Consider the following 25,570-nt stretch of genomic DNA (forward strand, 5'->3'; position numbering starts at 1 on the left):
CTCCCCGCACGATGTCGAAGTGGATTCCTTCGACACACCGGGGAGAGTCACACGACGTTTGCCAGAGAAGCACCAGCACCGCGAGCACCAGGTGCAGCAGGGACCCCGCGGTGAACCATGCGATACGCGTGCGACAAGCCATCCTCCGCTGAATGGCTCTCGCTTTCTTGTGTGTGTCCCAGTACATCAGGCACCCCGGAGAATTAATGGGTGCCCACGTTACTTAGCGACAGAAGCCCGCGATATGGAAGGATTCTGAAAAATCAGCCTGATTTCGCTTCGCTCGCCTCAAGCGCCTCGCGCACCTTGCGCAGCAACGCCCTGGACTGGATCGGCTTATCCAGCACGTACAGATGATCCAGCTGGGGCAGTTCGTCCAGGTTCGGCGGTGAATCCGGGCGCGCGAGCAGCAGTACCGCGCGACTGTAACCGTGCTCGAGCAAGGCGGCCAGCGTGCGCACGCCGGTGAACAGGTTCATGTCCGCGTCCATGACGACCAGGTCGGGAACACCGTGCGCTTCGATCCACTGCAATGCCGCCGTACCACTCTGGCTCGCGCCGGCCTGGTAGCCATAAGCGTCCAGCGTATCGACCAGCAGTGACAACTGCACCGCCTCTTCGACGACGACCAGCACACGCTCGGCTTCGCCCTGGAGCGACGCATCCATGATCGATGCCGGCGCCGAATCTTCCTCGTCGCTGCTCAACGGCAGGTAAAGATGAAACTGTGTGCCCTCACCCAGAACACTGCGAACACGCATGAGGCCACCGTGACTGGCGACGATGCGCTTGCATGAAAGCAGGCCCAGACCCGTTCCGCTTTCCTTCGTGGTGAAGAACGGCTCGAACAGGCGCGCGAGCACTTCCGGCGGCATGCCCAGACCGGTGTCGATCACCGACAGGCGCAGGTAACGACCTGGAAGCGGCTGTTCACCCTCGAGGAAGAAGTCATCCGCGAGGTTGGCTTGCGCCGTCTCGATGCGCAGCGTGCCGCCGGCGGGCATCGCCTGGAAGGCGTTGAGGCTGAGATTGAGCAGGCACTGCTGCAACTCGGTATGGTTGCCCTCGAAGGTCACATCCGGATCGAAGACCTCCACGCTCATCTGCACCGTGCGCGGCACGCTACCCTGGAGCAGCAGCTTCAGCGCATCGAGCAAGGCGCCCAGGCGAACCTGCTCCGCACGACGCGCGCCACGCGCGAACGACAACATCGACGACACCATCTCGAGCCCGCGCCGGCCGCAATCGCGAACCAGCGTACCCAGACGCGCGAGGCGCGGATCGTCGGCGTAATCCTCAAGCGTGTCACCCGCAAGCAACAGCGGCTGCAGAAGATTGCGAAGATCGTGACTCAGGCCACCCGCCAGCAACGCGAGGCTCTCGAAGCGCTGGGCGCGAATCAGTTCCTGTTCGGCACGTGCACGGGCACGCTTCTCTTCACCCTCGCGCAGCGCGCGGCGCACCGCCGACGCGAGGCGCGCCGTATTGTGTTTGAGGATGTAGTCGGTCGCGCCGTTGCGCAGCGCCTCGATAGCCGCCTCTTCACCCAGCGTCGCCGAGATGAAGATGAAGGGAGTCGCGACGTCGCGCTCGCGCAACAGCTGTAGCGCACGCTCGCCGCTGAAAACGGGCAGGCTCAGGTCGGAAAGGACGATGTCCGGATGGAAGTCATCCAGCCCGGCGATGAACGTGGCCTCCTCGTCGACAAGGAGCACCTCGTAATCGAGTCCGTCCTGCTCCAGTTCGGACAGGATGAGCTCGGCATCGAACTCATTGTCCTCGACCTGAAGGATGCGCACCTTGTTGTTCTTGCCCTGCCCGCCCATGTCAGTCGCTCGGCTCGTTGGTGGGAATCACTCGCCTTCCGGGCGCTGGTTCAGCACCGCCCAGAAGTGGCCGAGGGTCTGCACGGCCGTGAAGAACTGCTGTACGTCCACGGGCTTGAGCACGTAGGCGTTGACGCCGAGATCCCAGCTGCGGGCAAGATCGCTCTCTTCGCGCGACGACGAGAGGATCACCACCGGCAGACGCTTCCACTTTTCCTCGGCACGGAGCTCCTTCAACACTTCGAGCCCATCTTTGCGCGGCATCTTGATGTCGAGCAGGATCACCGACGGATCGCCCTCCGGGCGATTCGCGTACGGACCGCGGCGGTGCAGCCAGTCGAGGCAGTCGACGCCATCCTCGACGTGCACCACGGGATTGGCGAGCTTGGCCTCACGCAGCGCATCGATGGCCATCTCGGCATCGGCCATCGAGTCTTCGACGATGAGGATCGTGCGCAGGTCGCGCTGATTCATGAGTCACCTGTCTGGGCACCCGGAACGTCGGATACCGGCAATGAAAAATGGAAAGTGGCGCCGCGATCGGTTTCCCCCTCGGCCCACGTCCGCCCACCATGGCGCGCGATGATGCGTCGCACATTGGCCAGGCCGATACCGTTGCCCGGGAACTCCGAGGCACGATGCAGGCGCTGGAAAACGCCGAACAACTTGGTCGCATACTGCATGTCGAAACCGGCGCCGTTGTCGCGCACGGTGAATTCGTAATCGCCCGCGGACGTACGCTCCAGCGTGACCTCGATGATCGCGCGCTCGCGGTTACCCGTGTATTTGACGGCGTTGCCCAGCAGGTTCTGCCAGACCGTGCGCAGCATATTCTCGTCACCGACGACGATCGGCATCGGCGCGATGCGCCATTCGATCTGACGGTCGCGCGCTTCGGTTTCGACCAGTGCGCGCGCCTCCTCCACCAGCGACTGCATGTCGACCGGTTGCAGGCGCAACGCGCCACGGCCGAGGCGGGAGAACACCAGCAGGTCGTCGATCAACTGTGCCATGCGCCGTGACGAACTGCTGATCACGTCGATGTAATGCTTGACGCGGTCGTCCGACCGGTCGGCGAGGTGCGCTTCGAGCTTGCCCGCGAAGCCGGCGATATGACGCAAAGGCGCGCGCAGATCGTGCGATACCGAGTAGCTGAAGGCCTCCAGTTCGCGGTTGACGTCGGAGACCTGCTCGACCTTGCCTTCGAGCTGGCGATTGAGCTCGCTCACCTTCTGCTCGACCAGCGCGCGCGCCGTGATGTCGCTGACGGTCAGAAGCACCGCCGGAGCGTCGCCATCGGACTCTTCGATGCGGCGTGCATTGATGACGACGAAGCGATCGATGCCGTCGACCGTGCGCTGGGTCAGCTCGTAATCCCAGAGTTCCCGATCGCGCGCCACCACGTCGTTCAGGCGCTGCAGCAGAGACGTGTCGCTCCACGCGCCTTCACCGATCTCGTTGAGGGGCGGATTCTTGTCGCTCTCGGTATCGAAGCCGTACAGCTCGGCAAACGCGTTGTTTACCAGCAGCGTACGAAGCGACGCGTCCAGCATGGCGATCGGCTCGCGTACCGCCTGGACGATCAGCTGCGAGCGATGCACGGCGCCCGAGGCCTTGGATTCCGCTTTCAGACGGATCGCGATCTGGCGCTCGGAGACGACCACGACGATCGCCAGCAGGGCGATCTGCGCCAGCGACGCGATCAGCAGCACCGTGCGGTTGTCCGTGGCCGAATCGACCGCCTGGCCTCGACGCTGCTCCAGCAGGGCCGACTCCTCCGAAAGCAGATCGATCACCGTCTGCCGGATGGGGAAGAGGATCCTGAGGTCTTCCATCGTCCTGAAGGCGCCATCGCGGTCGCCCGCCTTCAGCTGCTGCAAGGCCTTTTCACTGAGCGAGGCGCGACTATTCGCGGTCGCCTCGAGGCCACCCAGGCGCATGAGCTGCTCGGGATTGTCGGCCATCATCGTACGCAGTTCGGCGATGAGGCCGGGCACCAGCTTGCGGGTGGCCAAAACGCGTTCTTCCAGCGCCTGATCGGGCGGCGCCCCGGCGACGAGGCTGTAAGCCGCCGCTTCGCTACCGCGCAGGATCGCATCGGCGCGGTAGACGTTGGCCTTGATCTCAGCGGTATGGGTGACCCAGTCACGCGTGGTCAGCGCGGCATCCGAACTCGACCGGTTGACGACGTAGGGCAGCGCGACGATGACCAGCACGGCCGCGAGCAAGCCCGCGATCCGCCAGCGCGCTCCGATCCTTACCATCATGTTGCCGTCATCCCCACAACGATACCTGCCCTGTTAAGGGCACGATTATAGACGCGGGATGTCTTGATTCGCTGACGGAACACGGCACGACCCCTGAAACACGAGGACGGGCGCGCCATTCCTCACTGCCTGCCGGAACCGGCAGGAGAGATGAGGAATGGCGCACCCGTCCTTATGGAGGTCTGCTTTTTGCCCAAAAAGCCGTGAAGACATCGTGAGCGCACTCGTTACAGTCTCAGGGTGACGCATCGCTCATGGAATAAGGCGCCGAGGCCGGACCCTGCCCCCAATCCTTCGCCGGCTCGGCCTGCATGCTGAAGTGCAGCTCGCCACCGGCGACGATCTCTTCGTGGCGGATGAACGTCCGGTCCAGCGGCTTGCCGTCCAGCGTGACCTTGCCCACGTACGGATGCTTCGCATCCAGGTGGTCGGCCGAGACCGTGAAGTGCTTGCCACCCGGCAGATTCAGCGTGGCCTTCTCGACGAACGGCCGACCGATGACGTACTGGTTGCTGCCTGGCGCCACCGGATAGAACCCCAGCGAGCTGAAGATGTACCAGGCCGACATCTGCCCCAGGTCGTCGTTGCCGACCAGGCCGGTCGGCGTCGGTGAGTACTGGGTCTTCATGATCTGGACGAGGCGCTCCTGGGTTTTCCAGGGCTGACCCGCGTAGTCGTAGAGGTAAGCGACCTGATGGCTCGGCTCGTTGCCGTGAGCGTACCAGCCGATCAGGCCGGTGATGTCTTCCACGTGCGCAAACGACTTGGGATCGACCTTGGCGTCGAATACCGAGTCCAGCTTCCTGACGAAGGCGTCCTTGCCGCCCAGCGCGTCGATCAGGCCCTTGACGTCCTGCGGCACGTACCACGAGTACTGCCACGCGTTGCCTTCGGTGTAATCGCTGCCATAGGCGGCCGACGACGGGTCGAACGGCTCGCGGAAACCGCCGTCGCTCTTGCGGGCGCGAAGGAAGCCGGTCTTCGTATCGAAGCTGTTCTTCCAGTTGCCGGCACGCTTCATGAAGGTCGCGGCGACATCGTCCTTACCCATGGCCTTGGCCATCCGTGCCAGCGACCAGTCGTCAAACGCGTATTCGACCGTCTTGGACGCCGCCTCCGGTTGCCGATCGATGGGCACGTAACCGAGCTTCATGTAGTCGTCGATGCCGCCATACGGCCCGTACGTGGCGCTGGCCACCATGGCCTCGAGCGCCTTATCCGGGTCGTAGCCACGGATGCCCTTCATATACGCATCGGCAATGACCGGTACGGCGTGATAGCCGACCATGCACCAGGTTTCCATGCCCTGGTAGGCCCAGATGGGCAGGATGCCGAAGGGGCTGGACTCGCGCGAGGCGATCAGTGAACTGACGAACTGGCTGCTCATGTCGGGGCGCAGAAGCGTGATCAGCGGCTGCTGGGCGCGATAGACGTCCCATAGCGACCAGGTCGAGTAGAAATCGAAGCCCCTGGCCGTGTGAACCTGGTTGTCCGGGCCGCGGTACTCGCCGTTGACGTCCATCGACAGGCTTGGCGAGATCATCGAGTGGTACAGCGCGGTATAGAACATCCTGCGACTCTCGGCCGGCGCCTTGACGTCCACCGTGGACAGCACCTTCTCCCACGACTGGCGGGCCTCCACGCGGCGGGCATCGAAGTCGAAGCCTTCACCGTCCTTATCGAGGTTGGCCACGGCGTTGTCTTCGCTGACGGAGGAAACGGCCACCTTGACGATCAGCGGCTTGCCGAGGTCGCCGAAGTCGAACACGCCCTCGAGCGCACGTCCGGTCATGGCGTCCGCGTCTTCCGCCCGGTTACCCGGACCACCGAAGCCCCGGTACGGCACGTTCTCTTCGCGGTTCTTCAGGCTGCGCGACGTCATCGGCTGGTTGAAACGCATCGCGAAATACAGCTGACGACCGGGAGCCCAGCCCCGCGTGGTCCGGCCGCCGGTGACGGTGCCGTCCTTACGCACGCGAACCGACGACCACAGCACCTTGCCGTCGTAGTCGTAGATGCTGGGACGCAGGTCGAGCAGCAGATGGGCCGGCTTGCCCTTAGGGAACGTGTACCGATGCCAGCCCACCCGTGAGCCGGCGGTCAGCTCGGCACGAACGCCATAGTCGGCCAGCGTGACGGCGTAGTAACCTGCCTCGGCTTTCTCGCTCTTGTGGTCGAAACGCGAGCGATAGCCGCTGCCGGGCTGGTCGGGGGAACCGGGATCCAGCTTGACGTCGCCGGCGATGGGCATGACGAGCACGTCGCCCAGATCGGAATGGCCGCTGCCGGAGAAGTGCGTATGGGAAAAACCCAGAATGCTCGAGTCGCCGTACTGATAGCCGGCCGCCCATTTGTAGGCGTGCTTGAAATCGGGCATCGCCGTGTCCGGCGAGAGCTGGATCATGCCGAAAGGCACGGTCGCACCGGGGAACGTATGACCATCGCCACCCGTGCCGATCGTGGGGTCGACGGCCTCGAAGGCACCGGACGGTTTGTCCGCGGTGGCCGCGAAGGCGAGGGCCGGCAGGGCCAGGGCGAGGGCGGCGGACAGCAGGCCGCGGCGCAGACAGGTGGAGCTCGGCATCGATGGTTCCCCTCAGATCGTTTGGATCGTGACAAACAGGTCGAACGTAGCAAAGATAGCGCGGCTGCGCATGTTGCAGTGCGTGATGCATCCCGAACCCTACCGCGCGATGATCGCCCGGTTTAGATCGTTTGAAGGAGCCACAATGCCCAGGATCACCCCGCAACGCCGCAAGGTCACGCTCGCCGATATCGCGCTGGGCTGCGACGTGTCGCGAGCGACGGTGTCCCTGGTGCTGCGCGGCAGCCCCCTGGTGAACTCCGCCACCCGTGCGCGCGTCGAGGCGGAGCTCAAGCGCCAGGGCTACGTTTATAACCGCGCCGCCGCCAATCTGCGTCGCCGGACGTCCTCCAGTATCGGCCTGGTCATCAACGATCTGGGCAACCCGTTCTTCGCCGAATTCGCTGCCGGCGCCGATGAGGCCCTCGCCAGCGCGGGTTACGTCACCCTGCTCGGCAACACGGGGGAGTCCCCCGATCGCCAGCAGGCGGTGCTCAACTCGCTGGTGGAACACGGTCCGGCAGGCATCATCCTCTCGCCCGCCGAAGGCAGCGAGGGCGAACAGGTGCTGGCCGCGGTCGGCATGCACACGCCCCTGCTGGTGTTCAACCGCGAACTTCCGGACGACGAGGGCGCCCATCGCTGGGACACGCTCGAGATGGACAACGAGCACGGCGCCCGACTGGCGACCGAACACCTCATCGCGCTCGGCCACGAGCGCATCGCTTTCTTCGGCGGCCACCGCGATTCCAGCTCGGTCGCCCAGCGCCGCCGCGGCTACGCGGGCGCCATGCAGGACGCGGGACTCAAGGTCGATCCCAGCTGGCTGGTGGAGAGCGCGCCCACTCGCCTCGAAGCCGCCCGGCAGACCGGCGCCCTGTTCGCACGCGATCCCGCGCCTACGGCGGCGGTTTGCTACAACGACGCCGTCGCGCTCGGGCTTATCCTTGGCCTGACCAAACGCGGCCGGCGCCCGGGCGAGGACTTCGCTCTGACCGGTTTCGATGACGTCGCCGAGGCCTCGGTATGCGTGCCGCCCCTGACCACCATCGCGGTCGATCCGCGTGGCCTGGGCCGACGCAGCGCCGAGCTCATTCTTGAAAGACTTACCAACCCCGAGACGGACACCGCTTATACGATCGCGCCAGTACGGCTGGTCGTACGCGAAAGCAGCTGCCCGCCGTCTTCTCCCTGACCCACCAACTGGAGCGCCCCATGGCCACCGGATCCACGCCATTGCCCACCTCTTCGCCCTCGTCGGCGAATTCGGGCGACACCCGCTACACCTATTTCCCGCTCGCTCTCGGCGTGATGACCACGATCTTCTTCATGTGGGGCTTCCTGACCTGCCTGAACGACATCCTGATCCCGCACCTTAAGGGTGTGTTCGAGCTGAACTACTTCCAGGCGATGCTCATCCAGTTCACGTTCTTCGGTGCGTACTTCATCATGGGCCTGCCCGCGGGCAAGCTGGTGGCGGCCCTCGGTTACAAGAAGGGTATCGTCGCCGGCCTGATCATCGCCGGCATCGGCGCGGCGCTGTTCTGGCCGGCCGCCGGCATGCGCGTGTATCCGATCTTCCTCGGCGCGCTGTTCATCCTGGCCACCGGCATCACCGTGCTGCAGGTTGCCGCCAACCCCTACGTCGCACTGCTCGGTCCCGAGAAGACGGCCTCCAGCCGCCTTACGCTCGCCCAGGCGCTGAACTCGTTCGGCACCTTCCTCGCGCCGTTCTTCGGCGGTGTGCTGATCCTGTCCAACGCCGTGAAGAGCAGCGACGACATCGCCAAGCTCAGCGCCGCCGAGCAGGTGAGCTACCGCGCGACCGAAGCCAGCGCCGTGCAGGTTCCGTACATCGGCCTGGCCGTGGTCCTGGTGGTGATCGCCATCGGCGTCTACCTGTTCAACCTGCCCAAGCTGGAAGAAACCACCGAGAAGGCCGACGAAAGCCACCACTCGCTGATGGACGCCCTGAAGACCCCGCACGTGTTCTTCGGCGTGCTCGGCATCTTCTTCTACGTCGGCGGCGAAGTGTCGATCGGCAGCTTCATGATCAACTACCTGCAGCTGCCGGAAATCGGCAACATGACGGGTGAAGTCGCCGCCTCGCACGTGGCGTTCTACTGGGGCGGCGCGATGGTCGGCCGCTTCATCGGTTCCGCCCTGCTCGCGAAGTTCTCGCCGCGCGTCCTGCTGGCCGTGTTCGCCGCGATCAACGTCCTGCTCGTCATCACCACGATGGTGACCACGGGCACCGTGGCCGTGTACAGCATCGTCGCCATCGGTCTGTTCAACTCGATCATGTTCCCGACGATCTTCTCGCTGGGTATCGAGCGCATGGGTCCGCTCACCAGCAAGGCGTCGAGCCTGCTGATCATGGCCATCGTCGGTGGCGCGCTGATCCCGGTCATCCAGGGCGCGATCGCCGATCACATCGGTCTGCAGCACGCCTTCTTCGTCCCGCTGATCTGCTACGCGTACATCGTGTTCTACGGCCTCAGTGGCTCGAAGATCCGCAACGTCCCGGTCGCCGCCAAGGCCGGTTGACGCTCCTGACGACGGCCGGCGCGATGCCGGCCGTCGTCTTTCCAATCCCTCGCCCGAAAAGGACAGGCCGTACGCATGTCTTCCATCCTCTGCTTCGGCGAGGCGCTGATCGATTTCCACGCACAGCCCCAGGGCGGCGCCGGTCAGCCTCCCGCCTTCGTTCCTTTTGCTGGCGGTGCGCCCGCCAACGTCGCTGTCGCCGCCGCCCTCCTTGGTGCCACGGCACGCTTTGCCGGCATGCTCGCGCGCGACATGTTCGGCGACTTCCTGCTCAAGAGTCTCAAGGATCTCGGTGTCGGCACGGACGATGTGGCCCGCACCGACGAGGCGCGCACCGCACTCGCTTTCGTCGCGCATGACGACAAGGGCGATCGTAGCTTCAGTTTCTACCGTCCGCCCGCCGCGGACCTGCTGTTCCGTCCCGAGCACTTCCGTGCCGGGGCCTTCGACGATGTGTCGATCTTTCACGTCTGTTCGAATTCCCTGACCGAAGCCGCGATCGCTGCGACCACGGTCGAAGGCATGCGTCGCGCCCGGACCGCCGGCGCGCTGGTCAGCTTCGACATGAATCTGCGACCCGCCTTGTGGCCGAAGGATGAAGCGCCGCTGCCGCGCCTCTGGGAAACGCTGAACGAAGCCGACGTGATCAAGCTCAGCGCCGAGGAGTTCGCGTTTATCCACGCGGGCGCCGGCTCCGACGATGCCGTGCTCGAGCGCCTCTGGCGCGGCAAGGCGCGCCTGCTGCTCGTCACCGACGGCGGCGAACCGATGCGCTGGTTCACCCGTGAGGCAAAGGGCGAACTGAAGGGCTATGCGGTCGAAGCCGTGGACACGACCGCCGCCGGCGATGCGTTTGTCGGCGGCCTCCTCGCGCGTCTCGACCATGAAAAGGTCACACCGGCCAGCTTCGACGCACTGATCGCGGACGAAGCACGCCTGGTCGACCTCGTCCGTTTCGCCGCCGCCTGCGGCGCGATTACCGCCACCCGCAAGGGCTCGTTCACCGCCATTCCCGACCAGGCCGAAGTGAAGGCCTTCATGGAGAAGCACGCATGACGACTGTCCCCCTCCCCGATTTTCACAACGTCGATGTCCTCCGCGACCATGTCGCAAAGACCATGGCGTTCTATAAGCCGAACGAAGTCGACCCCGCGGGCGGCTTCTTCCAGTACTTCAAGGACGATGGCTCGGTCTACGACAAGACTCATCGCCACCTCGTCTCCAGCACGCGCTTCGTGTTCAACCACGCCATGGCCTACCTCGAGTTCAGGAAGCCCGAGGACAAGGAACTCACCATGCACGGGTTGAAGTACCTGCGCGAGGTGCATCTGAACCCGGAAACCGGCGGTTACGCCTGGACCATCGCCGACGGTAAGCGCGACGACCAGATGAATCACTGCTACGGCCTGGCCTTCATGCTGCTGGCCTATTCCTGCGGCGTCAAAGTCGGTTTCGACGAAGCGAAGGCATGGCAGGGCGAGATCTGGGATCTGCTCGAAAAGCGTTACTTCGAGCCGACGTACGGTCTGTACCGCGACGAAGCCGACAAGGACTGGAACTTCACCGGTTACCGCGGCCAGAACGCGAACATGCACATGACCGAGGCCATGATCGCCGCGTGGGAAGCCACGAAGGACGACCGCTACCTCGACCGTGCGCTGCTGCTGGCCGAGAACATGACCCAGCGTCAGGCAGGCCTCACGCCCCAGAAGCTGGTGTGGGAGCACTACCACAGCGACTGGACGATCGACTGGGAATACAACCTCGACAATCCCAAGCATCTGTTCCGTCCCTGGGGTTTCCAGCCAGGCCACCAGACCGAATGGGCCAAGCTGCTGCTCATGCTCGAGCGTTACACCAGGGGCACGCCGAAACATAAGCCGTGGCTGGTGCCAACCGCGAAGCATCTGTTCGACGAGGCGCTGGCCAAGGCCTGGGACGGCCAGTATGGCGGCATCGCATACGGATTCTCGCCCGAGGGCGACGTCTGCGACGACGACAAGTATTTCTGGGTGCAGGCCGAATCGCTCGGTGCCGCGCAGCTCCTGTTCGAGACCACGGGTGAGAAGAAGTACGACGAGGCTTACGAGAAGATCTGGGCTTACAGCTGGGAGCACTTCGTCGATCACACGTATGGCGCGTGGTATCGCATTCTCAAGCGCAACAACGAGAAGTACGACGACGAAAAGAGCCCCGCCGGCAAGACCGACTACCACACCATGGGCGCGTGCTACGAAATCATGGCCTCCCTGCGCCGTATGCAGAGGTGACAGGGCCTGCATTGAAGGTATGCGGGCGATTCATTCCCGCCCGCATCCCTTCAACGCTTCGATGGCAGCGACTGCTTCAGCGTCGCCATCCCATCCCACGGGTCCGCCGTCAGTGACCTCGCCCGTTTCAACGCTTTTGACAGGTCGAATGCAGCGCCTGTCTTGAGCCGCGCTATCTCCTCCCAGCGTACCGGCATGGCGACCGGCGCCCCCGCGCGTGCACGCAGCGACCATCCCGTGACGCTGGTCGCACCCCTCGTGTTGCGTAGCCAGTCGATAAAGATCAGCCCTTCACGCTTCGCCTTGCTCGCTTCCGCGATATACCGTGTCGGGGCAGCATCCACCATGTCGCGCGCAACGCCTTCGCAGAAGGACTTCAACACCTCCCACGACGGTCCGCGGTCGAACGGCGCGACCACGTGCAGACCCTTGCCTCCCGATGTGCGCACAAACGATTCGAGGCCGGCGGCGGCCAGTCGCTCGCGGATGGCCCGGGCACATGCGACCACAGCCTTCCACTCGACGCCCGCAGCGGGATCGATATCGAAGATGAGACGATCGGGCCGATCCGGATCCTCGACCCGTGCACCCCACGGATGAAACTCCAGCGTGTTCATCTGTATGAGTTCGAGAACGCCTTCGACATCCTCGACGTACAGGTATTCCGCGGTACCTCCGTCCTTCTCTTTCAGCTTTACCGCTTTGACATGCTTGCCCAGCGCATCCGCGTGGTGCTTCTGAAAGAAGCACGCGCCCGTCGTTCCGCGGGGACACCGCACGACCGACAACGGGCGTCCATGCAACTCCGGCAGCATGTGTGACGCCACCGCTTCGTAGTAAGCGGCCACATCACCCTTGGTCGGCCCGCCTTCACCGAACACCTCGCGGTCGGGGTGCGTGATGGCGACGCCGTCGACGATAAGCGGATCCATGGCGTCAGCCCGCCCGGCGGCGCTTGGCAGGTGTCTTGCGCGCCGCCGTCTTCTTCACGGGCGCCTTTTTTGCCGCCGTTTTTTTCGCGGCGGTTTTCTTCGTGGCTGTTTTTTTCACGGGAGCCGCGCCGACCGCATCCTTCTTCGCAGGCGTTCGCGTCTTTGCGCCCAGGCTTTTCTTCAGCAGGGCCATGAAGTCGACGACGTTGGTGGTGGCGTTCTCCGGTGTCCGGTCGTCTTCATCGTCCACCGTGGTCGTGACGCCCTTGGTCTTAAGACGCTTCTCGATCGTCTTGCGCAACTTGTCGCGGAACTCGTCCCGGTAGTCACCGGGCGACCATTCGGCGGACATCGACTCGATCAGGTCCGAGGCCATCTCGATTTCGCGTGGCGATATGCGGTATGACGACGCGCCCTTGTCGGGCAGCTCGTAATCGTTCATATCGACGATTTCGGACTGATAACGGAGGATGTTGAGAACCAGACCATCGCCCTGCGGCATCACCGCCGCGAGGTACTCCTTCGTGCGGATGACGACACGCGCGATACCGATCTTGCCGGTCTTCTTCAGGGTTTCGCGGAGCAGGACATAACCCTTCTCAGCCTTCTTGGCCGGAAGCAGGATGTACGGCTTTTCGAAGTACGAAGGCGCGATGGAGGCGGCGTCGACAAACGCGTCGATTTCCACCGTCTCATGCGCGTCGCTGGCCGCATTCTTGATGTCGTCCTCTTCCAGGACGACATAACTGCCCTTCTGATATTCGAACGCCTTGACGATGTCCTTCCAGGGCACCTCTTCGCCGGTATCGGCGTTGACGCGCTCGTAGCGAACCGGTGTGTTGCTCCGCTGGTCGAGCATACGGAAGTGAATGTCGTTGCGGCGCTCGCCCGACATCAGGCGGATCGGCACGTTGAGCAGACCGAACGACAATGTACCGGTCCAGATGGGGCGGGCCATACGGGCGATCCTCGGGCAGCGGGAGGCCCGAGCATCGCGCCGACGACGTGCAGGGAACGCCAAAGGCGTCCCTGCACACTGCTTTTACTTGCCGGCGTCGATCACCGGCAGCTCGATCGCACTGGCCGTACCCGGCGCGTGCCAGATCTGCTGCGTGGCCTTCCGGTAGTCGGACGGCCTGGCAAAGAAGATGTTCGGCACGAAGGTCTGCGGGTTGCGGTCGTACAGCGGGAACCAGGAGGACTGCACCTGAACCATGACGCGGTGCCCCGGCAGGAATGTGTGGTTCACCGTCGGCAGTCCGAAGCGGTATTCGAGCGGCGTGTCAGGCGTCAGCGGCTTCGCCTCGCTGAACCCCTCGCGATACCGCCCGCGCAGGATGTCCATCGACACCGAGAGCTCGTAGCCCCCCATGGCGGGCGTCGACGCGTTCGTTTCGGGATAGACGTCGATCAGCTTGACCACCCAGTCGCTGTCCGTGCCGCTCGTCGAGGCGTAGAGATTCACCTGCGGAGCGCCGGCAACGCGCAGGGGAGCCGTCAGCGGCTCGGTCATGTAGGTCACGACATCCGGGCGTCCATCGGCAAACCGCTGATCCTGGACCAGCCACGTCGTCCATGACTGGCGATCGGCAAAATGCACCGGGCGCGGTACGTAGGGCACCGGCTTGGCGGGATCGGAAACGTACTCGTCATACTTCGGCGCGCCGTCCACGGGGGCCGTAAACGACAACTTTCCATTGGCACTGAGATACAGGGGACGGGTCGTTTTACCCTGCGGCCACGACGGGAAGCGGTCCCAGTGGTTTTCGCCGGTGTTGTAGATCAGCACCGGAGGCGTCTTCGCCCTGGGCGCGCCGTCGACCAGGTACTGGTTGAAGAACGGCAGGAGCACGTCGCGGCGGAACTGCAGCGCGGTGTCGCCGTCCCAGTTGAGCGCACCCAGCGACGAGGCGTTGTAGTTCACCTGACTGTGCCGCCACGGACCCATGACCAGGAAGTTCTTGTCGTTGCCCTTGTCCTTCGGCTCAACGGCTTCGTAACTATGGATGGCGCCCCACATGTCTTCCTGGTCCCACAGGCCCTGCAGCCACATGACGGGTACCTTGAGCGGCTGACGGGCCATTTCCTTATCCAGCGCCTGGTCCTGCCAATAGGCGTCGTAGGCGGGGTGCTCGCTCAGCTTGCGCCAATAGGGCAGCTGATCGAGGCCGGCGGCCCGGGCGTAATCACCTGCCGAGCCCGCCGTGAGGAAATTCGAGTAGTCGTCGTAGCCCGCATGCGTCACGGCGTCGCCCTTGCCGCGTTTCGAATTCTGGCCGGCGATGTAGTCGAAATTGGTCTGGCGGAAGGCACCGTAGTGGAACCAGTCGTCGCCCATCCAGCCATCCACCATGGGGCTTTCAGGCGCGGCCACCTTGAGTGCCGGATGCGGATTGACCAGCGCCATGACCACCGTAAAGCCCTCGTACGACGAACCGATCATGCCGACCTTGCCGTTGGACTCGGGCAAATTTTTCGTCAGCCAGTCGATCGTGTCGTAGGCGTCGGTCGAGTGATCGACCTCGGACGAATTGAGCGGCCCACGAAGGGGACGCGTCATGACGTAGTCGCCCTCGGAGCCATACTTGCCACGGATGTCCTGGAAAACACGGATATAGCCGGCGTCGACGAAGACCTCGTCGCCCTCGGGCAGCAGGTCGCGCATCGTATGGGCGTCCGTGCGCTGGGCGCGCCCGTCGGCGTTGTAGGGGGTACGGGTCAGCAGGATCGGCGCGTGCTTCGCGTTCCTGGGAATCACGATGACGGTGTGAAGCTTCACGCCGTCGCGCATCGGGATCTCGACGACACGCTTGATGTAGTCGTTGGCCGCCAGGGGGCTCTCGAACTTCGCCGGGATATCCGGCGTCATGGGCGCGGTCTGCGCCGCGGCGAGGGACGAGGCGACGGCGAAGGAAAGCGCCAGCATGGGAAGCAGAACGGAACGGGACGTCATCGGGATTCCTGTGGCTGTGGGACGGAGGAGCCGCCCTAGCGTGCCGCATCCTGAATGGAAGGGCTACGACCTTTCTCAGCTCCCGCCCGCGTGGCACGCTCCGTGCGGGCAAAAAAATGCCGCCCCCAAAGGGACGGCACTTTCTTCGCACAGGAGTCCCGAAGGAACCCGAAGCGACTTACTTGGCAGCAGTCGAAGCGGCAGCCGGAGCGGCCGGAGCCGTCGAAGCAGCAGCCGGAGCAGCGGTCGGAGCCGTCGAAGCGGCGGCCGGAGCAGCCGGAGCCGGGGCAGCAGCCGGAGCCGTCGAAGCGGCAGCCGGGGTGGCAGCCGGAGTGGCGTCTTCCGACTTGTTGCAGCCCGACAGGGCGGCGACGGCGACAAACGCCAGGGCGGTAAGGGAAATGACCTTCATGATTCTTTGCTCCTCATTTTGTAATACATAGGCGGATACGACGATGGAATTCCGCCCTGAATAGGCAGTACCCCACGGATTTTGCCGCACCAGCAGGCGGATAACACTCGCGTCCTCGACGAACCGGTCCGAAGATAGGCTCGCCTAGGATGCAACGACCATAGTGAAGCGTGGATGTCCGGCGGCGCAGCGCTAGACGTGCTCGCAGACATTTTCAGAATAATCGCGTTCCCCCCTCGGAAGCCAGTCCCTACTCTGTCATTCGGAAGTTGCCGTCGGCGCCCTGCCGACGGCCAGACAAGGAGAGACGCTTCATGAGTACCCCCCACATCCCCCACCCGCGCCGTCGCTCCCCCATGCGACGCCGCTACCTCACCGCCCTCGTAGCCGCCTTCCTGCCTCCCGTGGCGGGCGCCGAAACGCCGCTGTTTCTTGCCGGGGCCGACAAGAACCTGGACGTCCCCGACGGCACGTATGAAACGCGCGCCGCCTCTTCCTACGTCCTTCAGGTGGAAAAAAAGGGCGCCGCCCATGTCGGCCATGCCACGTTCGACACGTTTGGCTTTCAGTCGCACGCCGTCTTCATCACCGATAACCGGAGCGAACTGACGATCGAAGGAGGCACCCTGCATACACGGGAAAACCTGGCATACGGCATCCGTGCCAGGGATACCGGCATAGCCGCGAACGTCACGCTGACCGGCACGACGATCATCACCGAGGGAGCCGGCGCCCTGGGCGCGGCCTTCGAGGGAAACGCCGGCGGCGTCCTGACCGGAGGCAGCATCACGACCGGCGGTGACACGGCGATCGGCATCCGCGGCATCGAAGGAGGCAACGTGTCGGTCAAAGGGACGACCATCACGACCCGGGGCAAGACCGCTCATGCCCTGTATGTAGACGGCTCCACGCCCGACAGAGCGACGGCATCCGCGCTCCAGGCGACTGAAACGACGGTACGCACCGACGGAGACGACAGCACGGGCGTGCACGTGATGCTGGGCGCGACGGCCTCGTTGACCGACGTAAACATCAGCACGGGCGGCGAGTCGGCGCATGCGCTCGATGCAAACACACTGCATGGCCAGATTACGATCCAGGGCGGCGAGTGGCATACCCGGGGTGACGAGGCAGATGGCCTCTACGTTCTCGACGGCCAGCGTATCGTAGCGGCGCGGACGAACGTGACGACCACCGGGAAAAACGCGATCGGCATCGATAACCGCGCATCGTCCGTGGGCCTCGACAGCGTTTCCATCACGACGGCAGGCGAGTCCGCATTCGGCCTCAACGTCCAGGGTGGTGACTTCAACGCTTCGCCAGGCCTCGATGCCGCAGATACGAAGATCCTTACGACGGGAACGAAGGCGCATGGTGCGGTCGCCCGAGGGGATGGCCGTATCGACTTCACCGGCTCATCCATCGAAACGGAAGGAGACGACGCCCACGGCCTCGTCGTTAACGATGCGGACGTACGGGCCCGCAATACGAACATCGTCACTCAGGGCGCAGGTGCCTTCGGTGCCCGGGTCGTGCGTGGGGGCGCACTCGACATGAAGGGAGGCTCGCTCATCAGTGACAAGGCCTCGGCGCTCAGTCTGAGCGACTCCGGGCGTCTTCGTTTCGACGGCACGGTCATCAGGGGTGGCAACGGCGTGTTCGTCGACCTGACTCCCGAATCGGAGCAGCCCATCACCGTCACGCTTCAGAACGCGGCAACCGCGGACGGCATTATCCGCCGCATCCCTGCGGACGGTGACGCCGTTCCCGACAATACGAAGCTGTCGCTGGACATCACCTCCGGCGCTCGCTGGACGGGTGCGACCTCCATCGTTCGCGATCTCTCCCTCCAATCCGGGGGCACCTGGAACGTGACCGCCGACAGCCGGGTCGACCACCTGAGCAACCATGCGGGCGTCGTGACCTTCGCGCCTGAGCGTCCCGATGCATTCGCCACACTGACCATTTCGGGAGACTATGACGGAAAGGACGGCGTCTTTCGTATGCGCGCGCGCCTCGGCGATGATTCGTCGCCCGCCGATCGCATCCATGTGCTGGGCAACACATCCGGCACCAGCGGCATTGCCGTCGACACCCTGGGCAGCCAGGGCGATGTGACGCAAGAAGGTATCCAGCTCGTCCGCGTCGACGGTCGCTCGGACGGCGTCTTCGCGTTACTTGGCCGTGCGGTGGCCGGTCCTTACGAATATTTTCTCCACAAGGGCTCGTTGAAGAATCCATCCGACGGCGGTTGGTATCTGCGATCGTCGATCACCGACCCCGTCGTCGACCCGGTTATCGTGCCGGGCGATCCGGACACCGATCCCGTGACCGAGAATCCGGACGTCCCGGCCGTTGTCGATCCGCCGCGCCCGCCACCCCCGGTGTTGCGCCCCGAGGTCGGCACCTACCGCGCCAACCAGACGGCGGCGCTCGAAATGTTCCAGGGCGGACCCGGCGGCGGCGAGGACGACGAGCGCGAAGGCGTGAGGCAAAGCGTGTGGGCACGATTCGACCGGCGCCATACCGCTTTCAACATCGGCGACGAACTCACGACGACCGCGTCGACCAGCGAGCTGACCCTCGGTGCCGATCTGCTTCGCAGCGATTCCTCGTCCGAAGGCTATCTGGGCGTCATGGCCGCGGCCGGGAGCGCGGACACGCGTGCCACGTCGGCGCTGACACACTACTCGGCGAAGGGGCGCGTGCGCGGGACGGCCACCGGTCTTTACGGCGGCGTACGTCTGGACGATGGCACGTACGTGCGCGGGTGGGCCCAGTACGCTCATTTCAACCAGCGCCTGGAAGGCGATGCCCTGGCGGATGAGCGCTACGGGAGCGGCGCCCTGAGCGCCAGCCTCGAGGCCGGCCGTCGCTGGCGCCTGGCGCTCAATCGCGACACGGACGTCTATCTCGAACCGCAGGCGCAGGTCCTCGCGACAAGGCTTCGTGGTGGCTCGCTCACCGAAGCCAATGGGACACGCGTCACGCCGCTGCATGCGAGTGGTGCCACGGGGCGCCTCGGCCTGCGCGGCGCGGCACGCTGGCACACGCCCGGAGGCCACACGGCATCGCCCTACTTCTCGGCCAGCTGGCTGCGTCGCCTCGGCCGCCTGGATGCGACGCAAATCGGGACGGATACCTTCAACGCAGGCGTGCCGCGCAATGCCTACGCGCTGAAGCTGGGTCTGACCTTGCTACGTGCCAACGGGTGGCGCGCGTGGTCCGACGTCGAAACGCGCTTCGGCACGCATGGGTATCGCCGTGTCACCGGCAGTCTGGGCATTCGTCGCGCCTGGTAAACGCGGGTCCCGGGTCGCCGTCGGCGACCCGGGATGACCGATGCGGCGTCCGCTGTCAGCCGACTACCTCAGGCGATGAAACAACGCCGCGCTTTGCCGTTACCGTGCTTCCTATGGAGGCCACGACGATAAAGCCGATCGCGCTCCACTGCGAAACGGTAAGCAGTTCGCCGAGCAGCAACATGGCCCATAGCGAAGCTACCGCTGGCTCAAGGCTGACCATGATGCCGAACGTTTCACTCGGCAGGCGCTTCAGAGCCATCATCTCCAGCGACATCGGGATCGCGCTCGATACGATGGCCACACCCAGTCCCGCCAGCAGAATCGCGGGGTGCGGCAGGGTGGACCCCGCGTGGGCGACACCGTAAGGCACCACGACCAGACTGGCCGCCACCAGACCCAGCGAGACCGAATGACCCGCATGCAAATGGCCGGCCTGCTTACCGAAAACGATATAGAGCGCCCAGCAAACGGCCGCACCGAGCGCGAGCGCTACGCCCGTGGGATCGACCGTATGCTGACCGGCCAGCGGTAACAGCATGCCCAGCCCAATGACGGCGAAGGCGAGCCAGACGAAGTCGATCGCCCTTCGCGAAGCGAGCATCGCCACGGCCAGGGGCCCGCTGAACTCGATGGCAACGGCGATACCGAACGGAATGGTTCGTAGCGCCAGATAGAAAAGCAGATTCATGACGCCCAGCGTCAACCCGTAGCGGATCACGAAGCCGGCGTCACGCCGACTGAGCGGCCAGCGCCAGGGCCGCCAGAACAGCACGAGAACGATCGCGGAAAAACCCACGCGGAGCGCCGACGTGCCCTCCGCGCCGATGAGAGGAAACAATCGTTTCGCGAACGACGTGCCGATGCACAACGAGGTCACCGAGCCGAGCACGGCCAGGGCCGGCAGCCAGAGAGAGGTTTGGCGGGGAGTCATGGCGCCACTGTAGCGAGGCATTGGCGAGCATTCCATGGGCGCCGTCCGGACGGCGATGAACAGGCGGACACTAGACTGATAATCTCGTATGGACATATAGTCCACTCAGACCCGCTCGTATCCGCCACGCTTCCAGGACCGACTGATGACCACCCTTCCCGATTTCCAGCTGGAGACCTACTTTTCCCGCTGGGAGTTCTCGGTGCGCTACAACCTCGCGGCTTCCGATGCGCAAAGCCTCACCGTATCGGCACTGCTCGACCTGGCGGACGACCGTGATCGTGCCGCGTTCGGATCTCTGCCGCTGAGCTACACGCAGACGTACGGCGCCCCTGAACTTCGTGAAGCGATCGCGTCGACCTACGAGGGCAGGCAGGCAGCCGACATTCTCTGCTTCGCCGGAGGTGAGGAAGCGCTCTACATCGCCATGCGCGTACTGCTCGAGCCCACCGATCACGCCATCGTGGTCACGCCCAATTACCAGTCGGCGGAAACCATCCCTGCGGCGATCTGCGACGTCACCGGCGTCGCGCTCCGTCCCGGCGATCACTGGTCGCTCGACATCGACGAGATAAGAGCGGCCGTACGACCGAACACCCGGCTGATCGCCATCAATTTTCCGCACAACCCCACCGGAAAAATTCTCGAGCAGGATCGTTTTGACGCACTGATCGCGCTCTGCCGCAAGCACGGCATCTGGCTGCTCAGCGACGAAGTCAACCGGCCTCTCGGAGCGACAGGCACCGTGCACTTGCCGCAGGCCACCGATGTCTACGAGCGCGGGATATCGATCGGCGTCATGTCCAAGGCATACGGACTGCCAGGGCTGCGCATTGGCTGGATCGCCTGTGCCGACCACGAACTCCTGCAACGCATGGAGCGATACAAACACTACACATCGATCTGCAACTCGGGGCCTTCGGAACAGCTTGCGCTGATCGCCCTGAAAGCCCGCGACGCCATCCTCGATCGGCAGCGACTGCTTCTCGACCGTAATCTCGAACGCGTCGACGCCTTCTTCCGCGAGTGGAGCGAGCGATTCGAATGGCGCCGCCCGGACGGAGGTTGCATCGCCTTTCCGCGCTACCTCGGTCCGGAAGGCGTCGAAGTCTTCGCGAAGCGCCTGGTCGAAGAAGCGGGAATCCTGTTGCTTCCCGCCTCCAACTACCAGTCCACGCTGACCGCGACGCCTGACGACCGTTTCCGCATCGGATTTGGTCGCAACGAAACAGGTGATGCCCTGACCGAGCTATCCGAATACCTCCGGCGCACGAGCTGACAGGTCTATTTCAGGAGCTGGTCGATGACTGGATCCATCTTGGACTTGACGCTCTGCCACTTGGCGACGGAAAGCCCGCCCTTACCCTTGAGATGATATTCCGCAAAAGCCACCTGGCGGCCGTCGCGTTCCAGGCGCAACTCGGCGTGAGACAAGTAAAGAGCAAAGTCCCAGGACTGAAGCGCCGTGTATGTGAGCACGTACGGGCAGTTGTCTGCCCCGATCGTCGAGTAGACGTCCGTGGCGATCCCGTGACGTTTGAAGCCTTCGCGTAAAACTGGCAGGAAGTCCTTGACGATGACGTCCGGATTCTCACGAATGCACACGTGATCGACGTGCAATGCCGGATCGAGCGGCCTCACCTGAACGGATGTGCAGCCAGCCGCAAGGAGCGGCACTAAAGTCAGTGGCAGATAACGCATGAATGGTCCCCGGTTAATTGAGAACGGGCGCCCAAGGGCGCCCGTTTATCGATCATTCCCTGCCGATCAGGATCAGAACGGGATGTCGTCGTCGTCGAAGCCTTCGTTGACCGGCGGTGCGGAACGCTGCGGAGGCGCGTTGCCACCACGGGGCTGGCCGTAGTCGTCGCCGCCACCACGCTGCGATTGACCGCCACCGTAGTTGCCGCCGCCACGCTGCTGACCGCCACCACCGCTACCGCCACCCCAGTTGCCACCGCCGCTCTGGCCGGCACCGCCGCTGCGAGGCGCCTGCTGACGTGCGCCACCGCCCTGGCCGCCGCCGAAACCGCCACCGCCTTCACCGCCACCCTGGCCGCCGAGCATCTGCATCTCGTTGGCAATGATGTCCGTGGAGTAGCGCTCGATGCCGTCCTTATCGGTGTACTTGTCGGTGCGAAGAGAACCCTCGATATATACCTGACGCCCCTTCTTCAGATACTCACCGGCGATTTCGGCCAGCTTGCCGAACAACTTCACACGGTGCCATTCGGTGCGCTCCTGCTTTTCGCCCGACTGCTTGTCGGTCCAGGCTTCCGACGTGGCTAGACGCAGACTGGTGATGGCCGTACCGCTACCGGTGTAACGGGTCTCGGGATCCGCGCCGAGGTTGCCGACAATGATGACCTTGTTGATACCGCGTGCCATGGATTTCCCTCGTATTCGTGTCATTGGACGCCCGATCCGGCGGATCGTCGTCACTCCCGCCCATCATAGCGAGCCTGCGGCAAGCGCGGGCTGGCGGGGTCGGACCGTGTAGTTTGGGCGATGGCCGCCATCACCGCAAACCCCGATGCGCAGGCCGCCGCCGGAGCGCGCTGTCGTCCCAGTCTCATTCCCAGGTGATCTCGATCACCGCGGTGGCCGTCGCATCTCCGGCGCCAAGATCGCCTGTCCTCACGTACCTTGCCTCGAAGGCGAGCTGCGGGGAGCCACCCGGCCAGGAGAAGCCGACAGGCGTCTTTCCATCGGGAACGATCGACTCCCCCGCTCCGGTCCGCATCTCGATCGCGACACCACGCGCCGTACCCTCAGGCTGGAGCAGCCGGGGATCGGGCGGATACGGACGAGCGCGCAGTGTCACGGCAGCGCGCGTCGCACCGACGCAGTCGACGCCGGAAAATGCTGCGCGACGCCATGGGCTAGCCGCACCAACCCGTCCCAGGTCGCCGTAGGCGACGCTTCCGAGGTCGATCCGGATCCGTTGATCCGCGAGCCCGCAAGAAGCGACCACGGCTCCAGTGACCTCGAAATCGAGACGGTCGTCCGCCCGCGTCCCTTCCGGGGTCACGGCCATGAGTAACGCGGCCATACCGCCCTTTGTGAGGGAGGCGATCCTGATCGTCATCTGCATACTCCTTCGTAATGTTTCAGTCCGGCCCGTTCGCCTGCCAGCGTCGGCCGCAGATCGCAGCCGCCTCCCGCCTGATCCGACCAGCGCACCCTCAGGGCGGGCGTGCCGCCGTCCGAGCGAAGGAACGACCGACCGCCCTGCCCGATCACCCCGATCGAGCGGCCCTGGTCGTCGACCACCTCCGCACCGAACGGCAACGGTGCCCCATCGCTGCGACGCCCGGTGAGGAGAATCGTCGCATGTTCGTCCGTCTCGAATGGGACAAGGACCACCGCGCCTGCCGTGGGGACCACACGCGCATGAGTCGACGCCAGTGAGACCCCGAGCGGCAGACCCGTGGGATCGATGTCCACACTGTTCCACCGGTAAGGGGCGAGGCTCGGCACGATGGCGTATCCGCGCCTGTCGACGTGAACGGATGAGGCCGACGCCAGGCGCGCGCCCCGCGCATGACGCGCCTGCACCAGTCCGGAGGCGTTACCCAGGAAGGGTGCGAGGGTGATCCCACCCGCATGAGCCACGATACCGCCCGAAGCGGACAGCGAAGCCGCTCTGCTCACACGGGACCGCTCGACGGCGACGCTGAGATCGCCGCCACCGGACGCACGGGAAACCGATGCGTCCAGCCGTGGACCACCGGCATGTGTCGCAGCCGATGCGGCATACCCCCACGCACCCTCGCTACCAGCGCTCCCGAGCAGACCGGCCCGCAGTTGCTTGCCGTCCGGCCCCATGCGCAACGCGGCCTGCGACGCCACGCGCGAACGCTCACCGTCCAGGGGAAGGGAGACCGATACCTGTGCGGTGTTTTCCGAGGCGCGGCCAGACGAACGCGACGCCGTTCTTAACGAACGACGTAAAGAAACGTCCACAACGGCCGCGCCCTTGACGTGGCTCCATGACAAGGCCTGATCCCACTCCCCGCCTCCGCTGTCCGGCAGGTGCGTGTAGCCGAACGCGAGGCCGAATGAGCCGCCGGCTTCGTCGAACATGTGTTGATATGAGATATCCGCTCTTCGCTGTCGCGCGGGTGAGCGATCGGCGTTCATCGCTCCCGCTGCCATTCGCTGCGCCCCGCCTGACACGGTGGCTGAGATCACGCCCCCACGATCCGACCGATGTCCGTAACGCAGCCGCCAGAGCGTTCCGACCGGTCCCGCACGCCGGGCCAGCGCGTGCGTCACATCGGCCGAGAACGCGCCGACCAGCGTGTCGACCGCCGCGCCACCCACCAGCCACGTGCCGCTTCCGATCACACGCTGTGCTGCCTGTACGGTCCAGCCGTGGCGCACACCGCGACGCCAGGCGGCTTCGAGCAGCCACGGCTGGCGAGACGAACCTCCACGCCATCGGCCCATGCCCATCGAGTAGCGGGTAGCGCCTTCACGCATCAAAAGCGGCAACGAAAAGTAAGGCACCCTGTAACGAATACGGCGACCGTCGGCTTCGACGATCTCAACGGAGAGATCCCCTCCCCGTCCCGCCACGCCCAGATCGTCGATGACGAAGGCACCCGGTGGAACGGACAGCTCCCTGAGCAAGCGACCGCCCTGACTGACCGTCACCCTCGCATGGGTCGCCGCGACGCCGCGTACTTGAGGCGCATAGCCATCACCCGCGTCGGGACGCATACGCACGTCACTGGCAAGCCTCACGCCGCGAACGAGGACCGGCTCCAGCAGATCGTCCCCCATGATGACGTCTCCCGCTCTCCAGCGTGCCTGGAGCCGGTCGACAGCTCGTTCGGCGAACGTGTGTCCCTGTCGGTATTGGCCCTGCGACCATGATCTGGCGTGACGAAACCGGTAGCGGCCCAGATTCAACCCCGCATCGCCGGTGAGGAACAGGGAGCGCGAGGACCGATGCCGTAACGCGCTTTGGTGAAAATTGGCGCGCCACGCCAGCAGCGCGGCTGTCACGCCGTCCTTCCATTGCTCGCGAGGCGCGACGCCGCGGGGACGACGTACCAGCCACGCTTGCGGAACTTCAATGTCGAGGCGCTGCTCGGCGACGTCGAGCCGCGCCGTGCTTTGCGGGATGCGCTCGCTGATAGGCGCGCAATCGTCCTCTGCGGACGACGACTCTTTCCTGACGAGGCCAAAACTTTCGAGCTCTGCCCGACTCAGGCATGGCGAAGCATCGTTGTCCGTGTAACGCTCGACAAAGCGTACGGTGCGGCGTACCTGCCACTCGTCGTTCATCCAGATGTCGACGTCGTAGACGCCGGGCAGGACGGGATTTCCATGGGCATAACGGGAGAGGTCAAGTCCCATGGCGAGACCATCCGGAAGAAAGCCCGCGTCGAACTGAACGGATCGTGCGTCCTGCGCACAGACCATGCAACTCATGAATATCCCGGCCACGCCCACCATGCACGCGCTCACCCACCGAGCGGGGAGAGCGCCATACCGGAGCCTGATCGCGCTGGATCCGTCCATGAATCCTCCCC

19 protein-coding genes are annotated in these 25,570 nt (G+C 64.5%); 6 read left to right on the forward strand and 13 right to left on the reverse strand.

The features are described from left to right. Positions 1–263: 263 nt before the first annotated feature. The 4 genes from FA85_RS06575 to FA85_RS06590 form a co-directional block, all read right to left on the reverse strand. The gene (locus FA85_RS06575; RefSeq protein WP_036110560.1) at positions 264–1,826 is read right to left on the reverse strand and encodes an ATP-binding response regulator; all 1,563 of its coding nucleotides are present in this window, start codon (positions 1,824–1,826) and stop codon (positions 264–266) included. Positions 1,827–1,853: 27 nt separating this feature from the next. Then, on the reverse strand, positions 1,854–2,300 hold the full coding sequence (locus tag FA85_RS06580) for a response regulator (RefSeq protein ID WP_036110558.1): 447 nt from the start codon (positions 2,298–2,300) through the stop codon (positions 1,854–1,856). Further along, complete coding sequence (locus FA85_RS06585; RefSeq protein ID WP_036110556.1) at positions 2,297–4,093, reverse strand: ATP-binding protein; 1,797 nt, start codon at positions 4,091–4,093, stop codon at positions 2,297–2,299. The genes FA85_RS06580 and FA85_RS06585 overlap by 4 nt, the downstream gene beginning before the upstream one ends. A gap of 235 nt (positions 4,094–4,328) precedes the next feature. Further along, positions 4,329–6,677, reverse strand: coding sequence for a GH92 family glycosyl hydrolase (locus tag FA85_RS06590; RefSeq protein ID WP_036110553.1), 2,349 nt, complete (start codon positions 6,675–6,677; stop codon positions 4,329–4,331). 145 nt (positions 6,678–6,822) lie between these two features. Here FA85_RS06590 and FA85_RS06595 point away from each other — a divergent pair, with 145 nt between their 5' ends. The 4 genes from FA85_RS06595 to FA85_RS06610 all read left to right on the forward strand — a co-directional run bounded on the left by FA85_RS06595 (position 6,823) and on the right by FA85_RS06610 (position 11,494). Continuing rightward, positions 6,823–7,872 (forward strand): LacI family DNA-binding transcriptional regulator, encoded by a 1,050-nt coding sequence (locus tag FA85_RS06595; protein ID WP_036110551.1) that lies wholly within the window; start codon positions 6,823–6,825, stop codon positions 7,870–7,872. Positions 7,873–7,913: 41 nt separating this feature from the next. Continuing rightward, a complete protein-coding gene (gene fucP, locus FA85_RS06600) occupies positions 7,914–9,224 on the forward strand; it encodes an L-fucose:H+ symporter permease (protein WP_428977059.1) in 1,311 nt (436 codons plus the stop codon). Positions 9,225–9,299: 75 nt separating this feature from the next. Continuing rightward, entirely contained in the window at positions 9,300–10,280 is a 981-nt protein-coding gene (locus tag FA85_RS06605) for a carbohydrate kinase family protein (protein WP_036110536.1), read from the forward strand. Next, on the forward strand, positions 10,277–11,494 hold the full coding sequence (locus tag FA85_RS06610) for an AGE family epimerase/isomerase (protein ID WP_036110532.1): 1,218 nt from the start codon (positions 10,277–10,279) through the stop codon (positions 11,492–11,494). Before FA85_RS06605 ends, FA85_RS06610 begins: the two co-directional genes overlap by 4 nt. Positions 11,495–11,544: 50 nt before the next feature. Here FA85_RS06610 and ligD read toward each other — a convergent pair whose 3' ends face one another. From ligD to FA85_RS21395, 4 genes are all read right to left on the reverse strand, one after another. Further along, positions 11,545–12,426 (reverse strand): non-homologous end-joining DNA ligase, encoded by an 882-nt coding sequence (ligD, locus tag FA85_RS06615; RefSeq protein ID WP_036110529.1) that lies wholly within the window; start codon positions 12,424–12,426, stop codon positions 11,545–11,547. A 4-nt stretch (positions 12,427–12,430) separates the two neighbouring features. After that, positions 12,431–13,384 carry a non-homologous end joining protein Ku gene (ku, locus tag FA85_RS06620; RefSeq protein WP_036110526.1) on the reverse strand — a complete coding sequence of 318 codons (954 nt, stop codon included), beginning with the start codon at positions 13,382–13,384 and terminating at the stop codon, positions 12,431–12,433. Positions 13,385–13,468: 84 nt separating this feature from the next. Continuing rightward, complete coding sequence (locus tag FA85_RS06625; protein ID WP_428977060.1) at positions 13,469–15,352, reverse strand: CocE/NonD family hydrolase; 1,884 nt, start codon at positions 15,350–15,352, stop codon at positions 13,469–13,471. A 205-nt stretch (positions 15,353–15,557) separates the two neighbouring features. After that, on the reverse strand, positions 15,558–15,791 hold the full coding sequence (locus tag FA85_RS21395; protein WP_036110522.1) for a hypothetical protein: 234 nt from the start codon (positions 15,789–15,791) through the stop codon (positions 15,558–15,560). Between the two features lie 314 nt (positions 15,792–16,105). Between FA85_RS21395 and FA85_RS06635 the strand changes: the two genes are divergently transcribed. Then, complete coding sequence (locus tag FA85_RS06635) at positions 16,106–19,093, forward strand: autotransporter family protein (protein WP_036110521.1); 2,988 nt, start codon at positions 16,106–16,108, stop codon at positions 19,091–19,093. A gap of 55 nt (positions 19,094–19,148) precedes the next feature. On the opposite strand, the gene FA85_RS06640 is transcribed toward FA85_RS06635, so the two are convergent. Then, a complete protein-coding gene (locus FA85_RS06640) occupies positions 19,149–20,027 on the reverse strand; it encodes an EamA family transporter (RefSeq protein ID WP_081907638.1) in 879 nt (292 codons plus the stop codon). Positions 20,028–20,172: 145 nt separating this feature from the next. Between FA85_RS06640 and FA85_RS06645 the strand changes: the two genes are divergently transcribed. Then, the gene (locus FA85_RS06645) at positions 20,173–21,306 is read left to right on the forward strand and encodes an aminotransferase class I/II-fold pyridoxal phosphate-dependent enzyme (protein WP_036110518.1); all 1,134 of its coding nucleotides are present in this window, start codon (positions 20,173–20,175) and stop codon (positions 21,304–21,306) included. Positions 21,307–21,311: 5 nt separating this feature from the next. On the opposite strand, the gene FA85_RS06650 is transcribed toward FA85_RS06645, so the two are convergent. The 4 genes from FA85_RS06650 to FA85_RS06665 form a co-directional block, all read right to left on the reverse strand. Next, the gene (locus FA85_RS06650; protein WP_036110516.1) at positions 21,312–21,728 is read right to left on the reverse strand and encodes an Sbal_3080 family lipoprotein; all 417 of its coding nucleotides are present in this window, start codon (positions 21,726–21,728) and stop codon (positions 21,312–21,314) included. Between the two features lie 72 nt (positions 21,729–21,800). Then, complete coding sequence (ssb, locus tag FA85_RS06655; RefSeq protein WP_036110513.1) at positions 21,801–22,415, reverse strand: single-stranded DNA-binding protein; 615 nt, start codon at positions 22,413–22,415, stop codon at positions 21,801–21,803. Positions 22,416–22,599: 184 nt separating this feature from the next. After that, the gene (locus FA85_RS06660; RefSeq protein ID WP_036110511.1) at positions 22,600–23,115 is read right to left on the reverse strand and encodes a fimbrial protein; all 516 of its coding nucleotides are present in this window, start codon (positions 23,113–23,115) and stop codon (positions 22,600–22,602) included. Then, positions 23,112–25,469: a fimbria/pilus outer membrane usher protein gene (locus FA85_RS06665; protein ID WP_197056494.1), complete on the reverse strand. Its 2,358-nt coding sequence runs from the start codon at positions 25,467–25,469 to the stop codon at positions 23,112–23,114. Before FA85_RS06665 ends, FA85_RS06660 begins: the two co-directional genes overlap by 4 nt. Positions 25,470–25,570: the final 101 nt, after the last annotated feature.

Source organism: Luteibacter mycovicinus (assembly GCF_000745235.1).
In the GTDB taxonomy this organism is placed as follows: domain Bacteria; phylum Pseudomonadota; class Gammaproteobacteria; order Xanthomonadales; family Rhodanobacteraceae; genus Luteibacter; species Luteibacter mycovicinus.